The sequence below is a fragment of the Streptomyces sp. NPDC034085 genome (genome assembly GCF_055575555.1).
Genome location: NZ_JBVISL010000016.1, coordinates 97090 through 113754 on the forward strand (window position 1 = coordinate 97090; position 16665 = coordinate 113754).

General features: G+C 74.0%; 14 protein-coding genes. 10 read left to right on the forward strand and 4 right to left on the reverse strand.

All coding sequences use genetic code 11. The features are described from left to right. Nucleotides 1–10: 10 nt before the first annotated feature. Nucleotides 11–580, reverse strand: coding sequence for a cysteine dioxygenase (locus ACZ501_RS33610; protein WP_468800362.1), 570 nt, complete (start codon nt 578–580; stop codon nt 11–13). 640 nt (nt 581–1220) lie between these two features. Between ACZ501_RS33610 and ACZ501_RS33615 the strand changes: the two genes are divergently transcribed. The 3 genes from ACZ501_RS33615 to ACZ501_RS33625 all read left to right on the forward strand — a co-directional run bounded on the left by ACZ501_RS33615 (nt 1221) and on the right by ACZ501_RS33625 (nt 6810). Next, nucleotides 1221–1484, forward strand: a complete 264-nt coding sequence (locus ACZ501_RS33615; protein WP_003983763.1) for a WhiB family transcriptional regulator — start codon at nt 1221–1223, stop codon at nt 1482–1484. 281 nt (nt 1485–1765) lie between these two features. Beyond that, the gene (locus ACZ501_RS33620; protein WP_468800364.1) at nt 1766–5335 is read left to right on the forward strand and encodes a glycosyltransferase family 2 protein; all 3570 of its coding nucleotides are present in this window, start codon (nt 1766–1768) and stop codon (nt 5333–5335) included. Further along, a complete protein-coding gene (locus tag ACZ501_RS33625) occupies nt 5332–6810 on the forward strand; it encodes a DUF5719 family protein (protein ID WP_468800366.1) in 1479 nt (492 codons plus the stop codon). The genes ACZ501_RS33620 and ACZ501_RS33625 overlap by 4 nt, the downstream gene beginning before the upstream one ends. A 29-nt stretch (nt 6811–6839) precedes the next feature. On the opposite strand, the gene ACZ501_RS33630 is transcribed toward ACZ501_RS33625, so the two are convergent. Next, a complete protein-coding gene (locus ACZ501_RS33630) occupies nt 6840–7316 on the reverse strand; it encodes a metallopeptidase family protein (RefSeq protein ID WP_468800368.1) in 477 nt (158 codons plus the stop codon). Between the two features lie 222 nt (nt 7317–7538). On the opposite strand from ACZ501_RS33630, the gene ACZ501_RS33635 reads away from it, so the two are divergent. The 6 genes from ACZ501_RS33635 (at nt 7539) to ACZ501_RS33660 (ending at nt 13236) form a co-directional block, all read left to right on the forward strand. Beyond that, nucleotides 7539–7913 carry a DUF3499 domain-containing protein gene (locus ACZ501_RS33635; protein WP_361598197.1) on the forward strand — a complete coding sequence of 125 codons (375 nt, stop codon included), beginning with the start codon at nt 7539–7541 and terminating at the stop codon, nt 7911–7913. A gap of 78 nt (nt 7914–7991) precedes the next feature. Then, complete coding sequence (locus ACZ501_RS33640) at nt 7992–9362, forward strand: phosphomannomutase/phosphoglucomutase (RefSeq protein ID WP_468800370.1); 1371 nt, start codon at nt 7992–7994, stop codon at nt 9360–9362. A gap of 270 nt (nt 9363–9632) precedes the next feature. After that, nucleotides 9633–9818 carry a Trm112 family protein gene (locus ACZ501_RS33645; RefSeq protein WP_351829954.1) on the forward strand — a complete coding sequence of 62 codons (186 nt, stop codon included), beginning with the start codon at nt 9633–9635 and terminating at the stop codon, nt 9816–9818. A 58-nt stretch (nt 9819–9876) separates the two neighbouring features. Further along, nucleotides 9877–11010, forward strand: coding sequence for an SIS domain-containing protein (locus tag ACZ501_RS33650; RefSeq protein WP_361598191.1), 1134 nt, complete (start codon nt 9877–9879; stop codon nt 11008–11010). A 49-nt stretch (nt 11011–11059) separates the two neighbouring features. Continuing rightward, on the forward strand, nt 11060–12217 hold the full coding sequence (gene manA / locus ACZ501_RS33655; protein ID WP_468800372.1) for a mannose-6-phosphate isomerase, class I: 1158 nt from the start codon (nt 11060–11062) through the stop codon (nt 12215–12217). 74 nt (nt 12218–12291) lie between these two features. After that, on the forward strand, nt 12292–13236 hold the full coding sequence (locus ACZ501_RS33660) for a cation diffusion facilitator family transporter (protein WP_468800374.1): 945 nt from the start codon (nt 12292–12294) through the stop codon (nt 13234–13236). Between the two features lie 77 nt (nt 13237–13313). On the opposite strand, the gene lepB is transcribed toward ACZ501_RS33660, so the two are convergent. Continuing rightward, complete coding sequence (lepB, locus tag ACZ501_RS33665; protein WP_468800376.1) at nt 13314–14054, reverse strand: signal peptidase I; 741 nt, start codon at nt 14052–14054, stop codon at nt 13314–13316. Nucleotides 14055–14230: 176 nt separating this feature from the next. Beyond that, on the reverse strand, nt 14231–16222 hold the full coding sequence (locus ACZ501_RS33670; RefSeq protein ID WP_468800378.1) for a fructose-specific PTS transporter subunit EIIC: 1992 nt from the start codon (nt 16220–16222) through the stop codon (nt 14231–14233). Between the two features lie 342 nt (nt 16223–16564). Between ACZ501_RS33670 and ACZ501_RS33675 the strand changes: the two genes are divergently transcribed. After that, on the forward strand, nt 16565–16665 hold a 101-nt coding region (locus ACZ501_RS33675), incomplete at its 3' end, for an adenosylhomocysteinase (protein WP_468800388.1).

Genomic DNA, 16665 nt, shown 5'->3' on the forward strand with positions numbered 1-16665 from the left:
CCGCAGTCTGTCAGGCCGGTACGCGCTCCCCGCGGGCCGGGGAGCAGCTGTGCATCGGCATTTCGGTGAGGCCGGGGAAGTAGACGTGCAGGCTGACCGCTCCGTCGAGGGTGTCGTTGACGACCTCGTGGGCGTGGCCGGGGGCGAAGACGCGCTGGGAGCCGGCGCGGTGGCTGAGCCGTCCGCCGTGGGCCGTGTGTTCGACGAGTTCGCCTTCGAGGACGGTGAGGATGCCGGAGGAGCCGCCGTGGTCGTGCAGGCCGCTGCCCTGGCCGGGGACCCAGCTGAGCAGCCAGACCTCGTAGCCGGGGCCGGTGCGCAGGCGGTGGTACCAGCGGGTGGTGGCGTCGTAGCGGACGAGGTGTTCCCAGCTGGCGCGGTCCTCGGCGATGGACCGGGCGAGGCCGGCGAACTCGGCGACGGTGACGGGGTGTTCGCGGGCGGGCTGGAGGAGGTGCTGGACGGCGAGGATGTCGCCGGCGATCTGGAGGTCGCTCTCGACGGCGGCGGCCGGGGCGGCCGGGGCGGGAGCGGCCGGGGCGGAGGTGGCGGGGACGGCGGTGGCGCGGGCGCTGTTCATCGGGGAGTCCTCGACGGATGTCAGTCGTGCGGGGCGGTTGCTGGGGGGAGGGCCGGTGCTCAGGGGAGCCGGGGCTCCGAGGGCATCAACAGCTGCAACAGCAACAGCGAACCTGGGCAGCACGCAGGAACCCACGAATGGGGGTCCGGGTGGCGGCTGCGGGCGCTGACATGATGACAAGGAGACCGGGAGGGGGGCCGGACTGTCAACTCAATGTCCGGTTTGCGAGACAAGTTTCACCTCATCCGGTTACCCCGTCCGGAGAAAGGTTTGTGCATCGACCTTCAGGGCATGTGCCGCTGCGAGCCACGCGGGATTCCACCCTCAAACCCGTTGGCGTCACTCGTGATCGGAATGTGATCTCCGCTGCATCTTCGGCCGAATCGCAACCCCTCCACCGGGTGACGCGTCGACCACGGACGAAGGCGGCGACCACGGAGAGTGTGTGGCTTGTGTCACGATTTTTGGCGATATGAACACTTTCTGTATAGGCTTGGTTCCGCAGAGTGAATAAGGGCCCCAATAGCAGATCTCGGCTTGACTGCACAGGAGCCACACACTTGTAATTTCACTCGTGTCGTTACTCGGTGATCAGTAACGGCAACATCACGGGGACGCACAGACAGAGCGAGGGGCGCACATGACCGAGCTGTTTCAGGAACTGCTGGTCGAAGAGGCGGACGAGGAGCTCGGTTGGCAGGAGCGCGCACTGTGCGCGCAGACCGACCCCGAATCCTTCTTTCCCGAGAAGGGCGGCTCCACCCGCGAAGCCAAGAAGGTCTGCCTCGCCTGCGAGGTCCGCTCCGAGTGCCTCGAGTACGCCCTCGCCAACGACGAGCGATTCGGCATCTGGGGCGGTCTGTCCGAGCGCGAGCGGCGCCGGCTGAAAAAGGCGGCGGTCTGATCGGGCGGCCCCGCCCGGCGGTCTGAAACGCCGGTCGGAAACGGTCGCAGAGCAGCAAGAACAGCAACGGACATCACAACAGACCGAGCAAACGGTCCGCCTCCCGCACCTTCCCCGCAGGAGGCGGACCGTCGCGTTCCAGGCCTTCCCCCGACGCGGCGGATCCGCCCCTTCCCAGCCGTTAGTGTGGGGCGCTGTCCAGCAGCCTCCGAGGGCACACCACCCCCGGATCCTCCCCCGGACCTCCGGGGGGACCCCCAGGCCGGAGGGCTAGTACCGCGATGTCCCTGCACAGCAACTCGACGGCGTCCCACCAGGCGGCCGGCACCCCCGAGTTCCCCCGGCACGTCGTCACCGCGGTCCTCGTCGCCCACGACGGAGCCCGCTGGCTGCCCGAGACCCTCGCCGGCCTGCTCGCCCAGGAACGCCCCGCGCAGAACCACGTCGCCGCCGACACCGGCAGCGCCGACGACTCCGCCCGGCTGCTCGCCGAGGCCTTCGGCGACGACCGCGTCCTGCACCTCGCCCGCCGCACCGGCTTCGGCGCCGCCGTCGGCGAAGCCGCCCGCAGCGCAGGGACCCTCACCCCCGAGGAACTCCCGTACCTCAAGCGCCCCAGCGGCTGGGACCCCGTCAGCCGCACCTGGCGCGACGACACCTACGACCTCCCCGAACTGCCCCACGGCGAACCCGTCCAGTGGCTGTGGCTGCTCCACGACGACAGCGCCCCCGAACCCGACGCCCTCGCCGAGCTGCTGCGCGTCGCCGACGAGAACCCCGACGCCGCGGTCGTCGGCCCCAAACTGCGCGGCTGGTACGACCGCAAGCAGCTCCTCGAAGCCGGCGTCACCATCGCCCGCAGCGGCCGCCGCTGGACCGGCCTCGACCGCCGCGAACAGGACCAGGGCCAGCACGACCAGGTCCGCCCCGTCCTCTCCGTCTCCACCGCCGGCATGCTCGTGCGCCGCGACGTCCACGACGCCCTCGGCGGCTTCGACCGCCGCCTGCCCCTGATGCGCGACGACGTCGACTTCTGCTGGCGCGCCCACAGCGCGGGCCACACCGTCCTCGTCGCCCCCGACGCCGTCCTGCGCCACGCCGAAGCCGCCGCCCGCGAACGCCGCACCGTCGACTGCGCAGGCCGCTCCGCCGTCAGCCCCCACCGCGTCGACAAGGCCGGCGCCGTCCACACCATGCTGGCCAACACCCCCGGCCGCGCCCTGCCCTACGTCCTGCTGCGCCTGGTCCTCGGCACCCTGCTGCGCACCCTCGGCTACCTCGTCGGCAAGGCCCCCGGCCAGGCCGTCGACGAGATCACCGGCCTGCTCGCCACCCTCCTGCGCCCCGGACGCCTGCGCGCCGCCCGCAAGGCCCGCCGCCGCCCCGCTGTCCCCGCCGCCGAACTGCGCCCCCTCTTCCCGCCGCCCGGCGCCACCCTGCGCGCGAGCGCCGAACAACTCGCCGCGTACCTCGGCTCCGGCCACGACAGCGACCCCGCCTCCGCCGGCCGGCACGGCGGAGCCCTCGAATCCGGACCGGGCGGCGACGACGCCGACTACCTGGACCCCGGCCGGCCCGGCCGGCTCCGGCGGATCGCCCGCAACCCCGCACCCGTCCTCTTCGCCGGCCTGCTCCTGGTCTCCCTCGTCGCCTGCCGCGCCCTCATCGGCGGCGGCAGCCTGATGGGCGGCGCCCTCCTCCCGGCCCCCGCCGGCGGCCTCGCCCTCTGGCACGCCTACACCGTCGACTGGCAGCCCGTCGGCACCGGCACCACCGCCGGCGCGCCCCCCTACCTCGCCGTGCTGGCCGGCCTGTCCGCCCTCTTCCTCGGCTCCACCCAGGCCGCCCTGACGCTGCTGCTCGTCTGCTCGGTCCCGCTCGCCGGGCTCACCGCCTACTTCGCCTCCCGCCCGCTCGTCACCTCCCGGCTGCTGCGCGCCTGGGCCGCCGTCGCGTACGCCTTCCTCCCCGCCGTCACCGGAGCGCTCGCCGGCGGCCGGCTCGGCACCGCCGTCCTCGCCGTGCTGCTGCCGCTCCTCGCCCGCTCCGCCGTCACCGCCTGCGGCTTCACCGACGCCGAAGCCGGCGGCGGCCGGCGCGCGGTGTGGACGTACATCCTCCTGCTGACCCTGGCCACCGCCTTCACCCCCGTCGTGTGGCCCCTCGCCGCCGTCCTCGGCACCGCCGCGCTCCTCGCGCGCCGCGCGCGCTGGAAGACGTACGCCCCCCGCCTGCTCGCCGCCCTCGCCGTACCGCTGACCGTCCTCGCGCCCTGGTCGCTCGGCCTGCTCACCCACCCCGGCCGCTTCCTGCGCGAGGCCGGACTGCCCTACGGCACCGGCTCCGCCACCCCCCTCGGCCTCCTCGGCGCGAACCCCGGCGGGCCAGGCACCGCCGCCACCGTCTTCCTCGCCGGCACCCTGCTCGCCGCCCTGGCCGCCCTGCTGCGCGCCGACCGGCGGTTCGCCGTCCGCACCGCCTGGGCCGCCGCCCTCGCCGGGCTGCTCCTCGCCGTGCTGCTCAACCGCACCGGCTGGGCCGGCCCCGGCTGCCTCCTGTACGGGCTCGCGCTGCTCGCCGCCGCCGCGCTCGGCGCGGACGGCGCCAAGGAACGCGTCGCCGCCCGCAGCTTCGGCTGGCGCCAGCCGCTGGCCGCCCTGACCGCCCTCGCCGCCGCCGTCGGCCCCCTGCTCCTCGCCGCCTCCTGGGCGGCGGCCGGGGCCGACGGACCGCTTCGGCGGCGCGACCCGGTCCAGGTCCCCGCCATCGTCGCGGAGGACTCCAACGACTCCAACCGCACCCGCACCCTGGTCCTCGGCGGCGATTCGCCCGCCACCGTCTCCTACGCCCTGGTCCGCGACTCCGGCGCCCGCCTCGGCGACGGCGAACTCCTTGCCGCGGCCGGCCCCGAACCCCGCCTCGCCCAAGCCGTCGCCGGCCTCGTCTCCGGCTCCGGCGCCAACCAGTCCGAGCAGCTCAGCGCCTTCGCCGTGCGGTACGTGATGATCCCGCCCGGCGGCTCCGCCCCCATGCGCCGGATCCTCGACGCCACCCCCGGCCTCAAGCAGCGCCACCAGAACGACGGCACCGCCCTGTGGGAGGTGGAGCGGCTGCCCTCCCGCGTGGTGATCGTCCCCGGCCGGCAGGGCCAGGCGCCGATCACCGTCGACGCCGGACCCGTGGAGGTCCACGCTGCCGTTCCCGCCGGGCCGCAGGGCCGGACGCTGCGCCTCGCCGACCGGGCCGACCCGGGCTGGCGGGCCACCCTCGACGGCAAGGCCCTCGCGCCGGAGACGGTCGACGGCTGGGCGCAGGGGTTCGCGCTGCCCGCCGGGGCCGGCCGCCTCGACGTCGTCCACCAGGACGCGCTGCCCCGCGACGCCTGGCACTGGGCGCAGGGCTTCCTCGCCCTGGTGCTGCTGGTGATGGCCCTGCCGGGCCGCCGTGCCCGCCTCGACGACGACCTCCCCGAGGAGACCGCCCCCGAAGCCCCCCTCGGGGAGCGCCCCGGCGAGCCGGGCCGGGGCCGCCGCGCCCGCCGGCCGGCCGCGCCCGCCGCGCCGGAGCCCGAGCCGGCCGCCGCCGAGGCGGTCGTGGACCCGTACGCGCAGATCCCGGCGCAGCAGGTGTACGGGGAGGAGTCGTACGCCTACCAGGAGCCCCACCCGTACGGACAGCAGCAGCACCAGGAGCCGCCGTACGACGCGTACGGGCCCTACGCCGCCCCCTACCACCCCGGGGAGCAGCCCCCCTTCCCGCAGCAACAGCAGCCCCACCCGTACGAGTACGACCAGCAGTACGACACCTACGGACAGCACGCCCCGCGTCCGGACGGGAGCCACCAGCAGTGAAGCAGCGCGCCCCCCTGACGCTCGCGGCCGTGACGGCGGCGCTGGCGGCCGTCACCGGCCTGGCCTTCCTCACCGCCCCCGCCGCCACCCCGGCCGGCGGCGCCGGCCGGGCGGACGCCGCCCGCAGGCCGGTGGAGCGGTCCGTGCTGGTGTGTCCGGAGCCCAGCTCGTCGGACATCGCCGAGACCACGTACACCTCCCTCACCCCCAGCAAGGGCGGCGGCGCGGGCACGGCCCGCCTCGCCACCAGGGAGGGCAAGGCGGTCCTGGAGCCCAGGGAACCCGGCAAGCCCGTCTCCGCCACCGCCTCCGGCGCGGAGGCACCGGGGCTGACGGGCGCCGCCGAGGGCGCGCTGGCCCCCGGCTGGACCGCCCAGCAGACCACCAAGGTCGCGGTCGGCCACACCCGCGGCCTGCTCGGGCTCTCCTGCACGGTGCCCGGCACCGACTTCTGGTTCCCCGGCGTCAGCACCGCCAAGGGCCGCCAGGACTACATCCACCTCACCAACCCGGACGACACCGTCGCCGAGGTGGACATCAAGCTCTACGGCCCCGACGGGCTGGTCAAGGACAAGCCGGGGGCCGTCGCCGCCGTGTTCCGGGTCGACGCCCGGTCCACCGCCAAGGTGTCGCTGTCCACCCTGTTCCCCGACAGCCGGCTCACGGACGTCACCGCGCACGTGACCACGGGCTCGGGCCGGGTCGGCGCCTCCGCCCAGGCCGCCGAGGACGGCGTCGGCACCGACTGGCTGCCCGCCTCCGCCGGCCCGGCGGACACCCTGGTCCTGCCCGGCATCCCGGCCGATGCCACCTCCGTACGGCTGGTCGCCTTCGCGCCCGGCGAGGACGACGCCGACCTCACCGTGAGGCTGTCCGGCCCCGGCGGGCGCCTCACCCCGGCCGGCAAGGAGCGCCTCCACGTCAAGGCCGGCATGACCGCGAGCCTGGACCTGGGCGACGTCACCCGCGGCGAGGCCGGCTCCCTGCTGCTGGCCCCGGCCGACCCGGGGAAGGCCGTACCCGTGGTCGCGGCCCTGCGCGTGGTCCGCGGCACCGCCCCCAAGCAGGAACTGGGCTTCGTCCCGGCGAGCGCCCCCGTCGGCGAGCGGGCCACCGTCGCCGACAACCGGGCCGACGACAAGGCCACCGCCCTCACCCTCACCGCCTCGGGCGCCGACGCCACGGTCCGCGTCACCGCCTCCGCCGGCACCGAGGGCGGTCAGCCGGCCGTCCAGGAGATCACCGTCAAGGCGGGCACCACCCGCGCGGTGGTTCCGGCGCCGGCCCCCTCGGGCGGCAAGGGCCCGTACGCCCTGACGATCGAGACCCTCTCCGGCGGCCCCGTCCACGCGGCCCGCACGCTGACCCTGCCGCACGACGCGATCCCGATGTTCACCGTCCAGGCCTTCACCGACGACCGCTCCACGGTCTCGGTGCCCCGGGCCGTCGAGGACCCCTCGATCCTGCTCCGCTGAAGCCGCCCGGCGGGCGCCCCGGTACCCGGTCAGTCCTGCCCGTACCGGGGGTCCACCGTCTCCGGCGACAGCCCGAGCAGGTCCGCGACCTGCTCCACGACGATCTCGTGCACCAGCAGCGCCCGCTCGTCCCGCGTCTTCGCCCGGATCTCCACCGGCCGCCGGAACACCACGATCCGCGCCGGCTTCCCGTCCCGGGCCTCCACCAGGCCGCCCAGCGGGACCGCCTCGTCGTTCCATCCGGCGTCGGGACCACCCGGCGGCCCCGGCACGTCCGCGATCACGAACTCCACCTCGGCCAGCTGCGGCCAGCGCCGCTCCAGCCGCTCCACGGAATCCCGTACGAGGTCCCCGAACAGCTCGGCCCGGCTCGCGGCCAGCGGCACCTGCGGCGGGGCCAGCGGCCCGCGCATCCCCCGGCCGTGCCGGTCGCGCCGCCGCGGCCGCGGCTCGGAAGGGGCCGCGGCGGGAGCCGCGGGGCGGGGGGGAAGCGCACTGTCCGTCACCCCCGCAGCGTAGCCCGGGACCCGTGGCAGGACCCGATACGGTCACGACCCGGTGTCGCCGCGGTGACACCGCCCGAACGATCCGGCCAAGATCGGGCCGCATTACGGACTCGATGCCCCTCTTCGTCACCCGCCGCACCACACGGGCGGAGTACGACACGGGGGAGCGGCCGGGGGGAGAGTCGTCGCGGCCCGGTCAAGAGTGCGGTACCGTCCAACGTCGTGAGCCTTGTACGTCGCTGTTCGCGCACCGCGTGCGGCCGCCCTGCCGTCGCCACACTGACGTACGTCTACGCCGACTCGACCGCAGTTCTCGGCCCGCTCGCCACCTACGCCGAACCCCACTGCTATGACCTGTGTGCCGAGCACTCCGAGCGCCTGACCGCCCCGCGCGGCTGGGAGGTCGTGCGCCTGTCGGACGGTTCCGGCCCGTCGCGCCCCAGCGGCGACGACCTCGAAGCCCTGGCCAACGCGGTCCGCGAGGCGGCCCGTCCGCCCGAGCGCGCCGCCGAGGCCGGCGGGGGCGGGCCGGGGGCCCCGGTGGCCGGCGAGACCCGCCGCGGACACCTGCGGGTCCTGCGTTCGCCCGATTCCTGACACGCGGATCGTCTGAAAAGCCGCTCTCCGTACAGGGTAGGTTTGCTTCACCGCACAGGACCTTCAGGAGGGCAGGCAGTGGCCGCAGATCTTTCGAACATCGTCAAGGCGTACGACGTACGGGGCGTCGTACCGGACGAGTGGGACGAGCCCCTGGCAGAACTGTTCGGTGCTGCGTTCGTCGAGGTCACCGGCGCCACGGCGATCGTGGTCGGTCACGACATGCGGCCCTCCTCGCCCGGCCTGTCGGCCGCCTTCGCCCGGGGCGCGGCCGCCCGCGGCGTCGACGTCACCCTCATCGGCCTGTGTTCCACCGACCAGCTGTACTACGCCTCCGGCAAGCTGGACCTGCCCGGCGCCATGTTCACCGCGTCGCACAACCCGGCCCAGTACAACGGCATCAAGCTCTGCCGCGCCGGCGCCGCCCCGGTCGGCCAGGACACCGGCCTGGCCACGATCCGCGAGCTCGCCGAGAGGTGGACCGACGAGGGCGCCCCGGAGATCCCCGCCGGCACCGTCCCGGGCACCATCACCGAGCAGGACACCCTCACCGGCTACGCCGAGCACCTCAAGGGCCTGGTCGACCTGACCGCCATCCGCCCGCTGAAGGTCGTCGTCGACGCGGGCAACGGCATGGGCGGCCACACCGTCCCGACCGTCTTCGAGGGCCTCCCGCTGGACCTCGTCCCCATGTACTTCGAGCTGGACGGCACCTTCCCGAACCACGAGGCCAACCCGCTCGACCCGAAGAACATCGTCGACCTCCAGGCGCGCGTCATCGCCGAGGGCGCCGACCTCGGCCTCGCCTTCGACGGCGACGCCGACCGCTGCTTCGTCGTCGACGAGCGCGGCGAGGGCGTCTCCCCGTCCGCCATCACCGCCCTGGTCGCGGCCCGCGAGCTGGCCCGCCACGGCGGCAGCGGCACGATCATCCACAACCTGATCACCTCGTGGTCGGTGCCCGAGGTCGTCCGCGAGAACGGCGGCACCCCCGTCCGCACCCGCGTGGGCCACTCCTTCATCAAGGCCGAGATGGCCGCCTCCGGCGCCATCTTCGGCGGCGAGCACTCCGCGCACTACTACTTCAAGGACTTCTGGAACGCGGACACCGGCATGCTCGCCGCGCTCCACGTCCTCGCCGCCCTCGGCGGGCAGCAGGGCACCCTGTCCGAGCTGGTCGCCGAGTACGACCGCTACGTGGGCTCCGGCGAGATCAACTCGACCGTCGCCGACCAGGCCGCCCGCACCGCCGAGGTCAAGGCCGCGTACGCCGGCCAGGACGGCGTCACCTTCGACGAGCTGGACGGCCTCACGGTCTCCGCCGCCGACTGGTGGTTCAACCTGCGCCCCTCCAACACCGAGCCGCTCCTGCGCCTCAACGTGGAGGCCCGCGACGAGGCCACCCTGGCCAAGATCCGCGACGAGGTCCTCGCCCTCGTCCGCGCGTAGCGCCCGGCCGGCGGGCACGGGGTTCCGGGGCCCGCCCCGGGGCCCCGGGGCCCCGAGATCCAGCCCCGCCGGCGTTTGAGGCGCGGGGGTCCGGGGGCAGAGCCCCGCAACCGACCCGCACCCGGACCGGGGTAACCCCGCCCGGCAGGGCGGCCCAGGCCGACGGGCGGCGCCCGCCCCCCCTTCGAGCCGCACCGCAGGTGACTCGGCGGTACGCTGACCTCGCCCAATCCGCGACCCGCGATCCGCATCCCCGAAGGGAACCGCCCCATGCCGCTCGAAGCCGGCCTGCTGGAGATCCTCGCCTGCCCCGCCTGCCACGCTCCCCTCCAGGACAACTCGGCGGACGAGACCGCACCCGAGCTGATCTGCACCGGCCAGGACTGCGGCCTCGCCTACCCGGTTCGCGACGGCATCCCGGTGCTCCTCGTGGACGAGGCCCGCCGCCCGGCCTGACCCGGCCCCGCTCCGCCGCTCGACCAGCCTGGATCCGTCAACACCGCCGGAGGCCCCCATGCTCGACGAGTCACTCCTCGACGCGCCGGACGATCTCGCCCGCGCCGACCGCCGCGGCCTGCTCCGCGGCGCCGCCGAGGCCGGGGCCAGAGTCCGCACCGCGGCCCGGCACGCCACCGAGGCCGGCCTCGCGGACCTGCGCCCCGACGGGCGCCCCCGCGCCGTGCTCATCGCCGGCCCCGGCACCGCCGCCACCGGCGTCGCCGACCTGCTGGGCGCCCTCGCCGGAGCCGCCGCCCCGGTCACCCGCCTGCACCCCACCGGCGTCGCGCACGCGTCCGGGGCGCTGCGCTGGGCGCTGCCCGGCTGGGTGGGCCCGGTGGACCTGCTGCTCCTCGCCACCACCGACGGCACCGAGCCCGGCCTCGCGGTCCTCGCCGAGCAGGCCTACCGGCGCGGCTGCACCGTGGTCGCCGTGGCCCCCGAACGCTCACCGCTGAGCGAGGCCGTGGACGGCGCGCACGGGGTCCTCGTACCGATGGCCAAGGCCCCGTACCAGGACTACGACGAGTCCGCCGCGGCCGGCCCCGGCGCCCTCTGGGCGCTGCTGACCCCGCTGCTGGTCCTCCTCGACAAGCTCGGCCTGGTCAGCGCGCCCCCCGACGCCCTCCAGCGCGCCGCCGACCGGCTCGACCGCACCGCCGAGCGCTGCGGTCCGGCCATCGTCACGTACTCCAACCCCGCCAAGACCCTCGCCGCCGAGCTGGCCGACTCGCTGCCCCTCATCTGGAGCGAGGGCGACACGGCGGCCCCCGCCGGCCGCCGCTTCGCCGCCACTCTCGCCGAGCTGGCCGGACGCCCCGCGCTCGCCGCCAGCCTCCCCGAGGCGCTGCCCGCCCACGGGGTGCTGCTCGCCGGCTCCTTCGCCGCGGGAGCCGACCCCGACGACTTCTTCCGGGACCGCGTCGAGGATCCCCAGGCCCTGCGCGCCCGCATCGTCCTGCTGCGCGACCGGCCCGCCGGCGGCCTCACCGCCGCCCCGGCCGCGCGCGAGCTCGCCCTCAGCCACGACACGGCCGTCAGCGAGCTCGAACCGGAGGAGGGCGGCGAGCTGGAACAGCTCGCCGAACTCCTCGCCGTCACCGACTTCGCCACCGCCTACCTCGCGCTGGCAGCCCGGGGACAAAGCTGAGGCACACACCCGTGCCCGCACCACATCCAGATCCAGGAAGACGACGACGATGGACCGCCTGACCAACACGATCCGCCCCTACGCGTGGGGATCCACCACCGCGATCCCGGCCCTCCTCGGAGTCGAGCCGACCGGTGAGCCCCAGGCCGAGATGTGGATGGGCGCCCACCCCGGAGCCCCCTCCCGCCTCGACCGCGGAGCCGGCGAGACCACCCTGGCCGCCGTCATCGCCGCCGACCCCGAGGGCGAGCTCGGATCCGCCACCGTCGCCAAGTTCGGCCCCCGCCTGCCGTTCCTCCTCAAGCTCCTCGCCGCCGGCGCCCCCCTGTCGCTCCAGGTCCACCCCGACCTGGCCCAGGCCAGGGCCGGCTTCGAGGACGAGGAGCGCCGCGGCGTCCCGATCGACGCGGCCCACCGCAACTACAAGGACGCCAACCACAAGCCCGAACTGATCTGCGCGCTCACCCCCTTCGACGGCCTGTGCGGATTCCGCCCGCCGCTGGAGGCCGCGGCCCTCCTCGACGGGCTCGGCGTCGACTCCCTCAAGCCGTACGTCGACCTGCTGCACGCCCACCCCGAAGAAGCGGCCCTGCGCGAGGTCCTCACCGCCGTCCTCACCGCCGACCGCGCCGAGATGGCCCACACGGTCGCCGAGGCCGCTGCCGCCGCCGAACGCCTCGGAGGCCCGTACGCGCCCTACGCGGGGCTCGTCCACGACTACCCGGGCGACCCGGGCGTGATCGCGGCCATGCTCCTCAACCACGTCCGGCTCCAGCCCGGCGAGGCCATGTTCCTCGGCGCCGGCATCCCGCACGCCTACCTCGACGGCCTCGGCGTCGAGCTCATGGCCAACTCCGACAACGTGCTGCGCTGCGGACTGACGCCCAAGCACGTGGACGTCCCCGAGCTGCTCAAGGTCGTCGTCTTCGAGCCGAGCGCCCCCGGCGTCCTGCGCCCCGAGGGCGACGGCGAGGAGGTCTACGAGACCCCGATCGACGAGTTCCGGCTCTCCCGCCACGTCCTGGCCCCCGGCGGCGCCCCCCGCGCCCTCCCCGACGGCGCCCCGCAGATCCTGCTGTGCACCGCCGGCACCCCCCGGGTCGGCGAACTCGCCCTGGCCCCCGGCGAGTCGGTCTTCGTCCCGGCAGGCGAAAAGACCGAACTGTCCGGTACGGGTACCGTCTTCCGCGCCACCGTCGTCATCTGATTCAACGTCGGTCGCACGGGCAGCTGCAACAATGTGCGGCCGTAGTCAGTGGCTAGGAAGGGAATCCAGCACCCATGAGTGCGTCGGGCGGTACCAGGGCGATCGTGGCGGCACTTGCCGCGAACCTCGCCATCGCTGTAGCCAAGTTCGTGGCCTTCCTCTTCAGCGGCTCCTCGTCGATGCTCGCGGAAAGCGTCCACTCGGTGGCCGACTCCGGAAACCAGGGCCTGCTGCTCCTCGGCGGGAAGAAGGCCCAGCGCGAGGCGACCCCCCAACACCCCTTCGGGTACGGGCGCGAACGCTACATCTACGCCTTCCTCGTCTCCATCGTGCTCTTCACCGTCGGCGGCATGTTCGCCATCTACGAGGGCTACGAGAAGATCCACGACCCGCACGAGATCGAGGCCTGGTACTGGCCCGTCGGCGTCCTCGTCTTCGCGATCGCCGCGGAGAGCTTCTCCTTCCGCACCGCCATCAAGGAGTCCAACGAGACCCGCGGCAGCCAGAGCTGGCGCCAGTTCATCAAGAGCGCCAAGGCGCCCGAACTGCCCGTGGTCCTGCTGGAGGACCTCGGCGCGCTCGTCGGCCTCGTCCTCGCCCTCGCCGGCGTCGGCCTCGCCCTGCTCACCGGCAACGGGGTCTGGGACGGCATCGGCACCCTGTGCATCGGCGTCCTGCTGATCGTCATCGCTATCGTGCTCGCCCTGGAGACCAAGTCCCTGCTGCTCGGTGAGGCCGCCGGCACCGCCGAGGTCGAGAAGATCAAGGCCGCGCTCGTCGACGGGGACACCGTCACCGGCGTGATCCACATGCGCACCCTGCACCTCGGCCCCGAGGAACTCCTCGTCGCCGCCAAGATCGCCGTCCAGCACGACGACACCGCCTCCGAGGTGGCCAACGCCATCAACGCCGCCGAGGCCCGCATCCGCGCCGCCGTCCCGATCGCCCGCGTGATCTACCTGGAGCCGGACATCTACCGCCCCGAGGCCGTCGGCCTCGGCAAGGCCGAAGGCCACTGACCGGCCCCGGACGCACGCGAAGGCCCCCGCAGCTCACCGGCTGCGGGGGCCTTCGTACGCCCTGCGTCCGTCCGCCGTCACGACGGCACGTCCGCGCGCTCCCCGGCCGCGGCCGCCTCGGCGGGGGCGGCCGGCTTCAGGGCCACCGGGGACCTCGCGGGAGCCGGGACCGCCGCCCGCGGCGCCCGCCCGCGCGCCCGCCGGGAGGCGAACCCGAACGCCGCGCCCACGGCCAGCACCAGGACACCGGCCAACTGCCCCCACACGGCCAGCTTCGCCATCGGGAACGTCACGACCTTGGAGGCGACCTTGCTCGCCGGGACCGGTCCGTTGTTCGCGTACTGCGAGCCGTCCGAGTTCATCCGGTTGTCGGCCATCAGGAAGACGTAGCCCTTGGGCACCGTCACGTCGAACCCCACCGCCGACGGGTTCTTCCACTGCTCCAGGTACGGCTCGTCCAGCGGCAGGCCGTTCAGCACCAGGCGGTACTGGCCGGTGATCTTGCTGCTCGGCTTGTAGCGGATGCGGTCCCCGCCCACGGCGATGACCCGGTTCATCTGCGTCTTGTGCAGGGACCACGGAACGGAGGCGAGGACGACGTCGCCCCGCCGCAGCGCGCCCTTGGCGACCGGCTCCAGGTAGATGCTCTCTCCGTCGGTGTAGGTCGGCGCCATGTGCCAGCCGACCGCCTTGCCCTGCGTGTAGCGCGACGGCGGGGCCACGGCCTTCGCCACCGTCACCCCGACGAGGATGACCGCTCCGAGCACCAGCAGGACGATCGCCGCGATGCCGCGTCCGCGTCCTGGCCTGTGTTCCATTTCGTCCCTTCCGCTGTACCTGCCCTGCATCGTAGGTCGACGCGGAAGCCGCAGACGCCGCCGGGGCCCTGGTGTGCCAAGTCCGTACATACCGATTCGGACACTGCGCGGGCCCAGGGGGTGTCCGCACCGTCCCACCTGCCCTGCGGGCGGCCGGCGCCACTTGCGGACACCCCCTAGCGGATCTCGCGCAGCACCTCCAGGACGGCCGGCCCGTCGGGAGCCGACTGGAGCCGGGTGCGGAAGCCGCCGTCCATCAGCTTGCGCGACAGCAGCGCCAGGATCCGCAGGTGCTCGTCACCGGCGGCGGCCTCCGGCACCGCGATCATGAAGACCAGCCGGGCCTTCGTGCCGTCCAGCGCGCCCCACTCGATGCCCCCGCCGGACCGGGCGAACCCGACGGTGGGCCGGGTCACCGCGTCCGTCTTGGCGTGCGGGATCGCGATCGACTCGCCGAGCCCCGTCGTGCCCTGCGCCTCCCGGGCGAGAGCCACCCGTACGAGCTCCTCGACGTCCCGGACGTGCCCGGCGGCGGCCAGCAGCCCGGCCATCTCCCGGATCGCCTCCTCCTTGGTGCCCGAGGCCAGCTCCGTCTTGACGGTCCGGGCGGTCAGGTACCCGGAGAGCACCTCCGGCTCCTCGTCCGCGGCGGCGGCGGGCCCGGCCGCGGCGGGCTCGGGCGCGCGCACCCGGGCCCCCACCGGTGCGGCGGCGCGGCCCCGGCGCGCCTTGATCCCGATCAGGGCGTTGGTCGTCAGCGCGGTCACCACCGTGCCGACGCCGATCGCGACGAAGAACATCGCCACCCCGCCGACGGCGCCGAAGACCGAGACGACCGGACCACCGTGCGGCACCGAGTCCTCGACCCCGGACAGCCCGGTGACGGCACCGGCCACCGCCCCGCCGAGCATGTTCGCGGGGATGACCTGCGCCGGCCGCGCCGCGGCGAACGGGATGGCGCCCTCGGAGATCCCGAAGAAGCCCATGAACAGGGCCGCCACGCCCGTCTCCCGCTCCTGCTCGGTGTAGAGCCCGCGGCGCAGGAGCGTGGCGAGGCCCTGGCCGAGCGGCATGACCGGGATCGCGGCGGCGGCCATGCCCATGACGGCGTCGTTGGTGCCGATGAGGCCCACCGCCACGAGGAAGGCCGTCTTGTTGACGGGGCCGCCCATGTCGAAGGCGATCATCAGACCGATCAGGGCGCCGAGCACGATCGCACTGGAGCCGGTCATCCCGTTCAGCCAGTCGGTCAGGTGCGTGAAGACCCAGGAGATGGGCTGCCCGATGACGTAGATGTAGAACAACCCGAGCGTGAGCGTCGACACGATCGGGATCACGATGATCGGCATGATCGGCTGGACGAACCGGGGGACCCTGACCTTCTTGATCCAGACGACCAGGTAGCCGGCGAGGAAACCGGTCGCGATCGCGCCCAGGAAGCCCGCGTTCGCGTCCGCGCCGTAGAGGTTCACGGCATCGGCGGCGAGGAAGCCGCCGATCATGCCGGGCACCAGTGCGGGACGGTCTCCCAGCGCGGACGCGATGTAGCCGGAGAAGATCGGCAGCATCAGCTTGAAGCCGAGACCGCCCAGCGCGTTGACGTGGAACCAGAACGAGTCCTTGTCGAACTCGATGCCCTTGGGCGTGCTGTGGCCGCCGAGCGCGATCGACACGGCGAGCAGCAGCCCGCCCACGACCACGAACGGGATCATGTGGGAGACGCCGTTCATCAGCGCCTTGTACGCGGCACTGCGCTCGCGCCCGCCCCCACCCGCCCCGCCCGTACGGCCGGAGGCCACGGCGCCCGCCTGCACCGGCGCGCTCCGTACGCGCTCGATCAGCTCCTTCGGCTTGTGGATGCCGTCGGCGACTGAGGTGGCCAGGACCCGCTTGCCGGCGAAGCGCCCGCGGTCGACCTCCGTGTCGGCGGCGATGATGATCCCGTCCGCCTCTCTGACATCGTTGTCAGAGAGGACGTTCTCCGCCCCGATCGAGCCCTGGGTCTCCACCTTCAGGTCCACGCCGAGCTCGGCCGCGGCCTGCTGGAGCTTCTCGGCGGCCATGTAGGTGTGCGCGATCCCCGTGGGGCACGCGGTGACGGCGAGCAGCTTCGGGCGCCCGCGCCCGCTCGCACCGCCGTCACCGGCAGGGCCGGCTGGACTGGTCACTTGAATCTCCTTCACGCCGCAGGGTCCGCGAGACCGCGGATACGATCCGGTCCACCGGCATCGTCCACCACGCGAGGGCGGATCAGAAGTCCGAAAGGCCCCGAACGCTCCGCCGGGCGGCCGTCACGACGAAGCCGACTTCTTCCCGTCCCCACTGGGGTCCGCCGCGCCGATCGGTGTAGATTCGTCATCAGTGTCAGGCGTCGCTGCTGATGGCGGTCGGGCGGTCCTCGTGACCGGCCGAGGGGAGAGAGGGCCCCGCGGCGGACTGTGCTCAGTGCACCGGCATGCCCGTGCACGGCTCAGCCGTACCCACCTCTCGACCCATGAGGAGCAGCACCCATGGACTTCAAGGTCGCCGACCTTTCCCTTGCCGCCTTCGGCCGCAAGGAGATCACTCTGGCCGAGCACGAGATGCCGGGTCTGATGTCGATCCGCAAGGA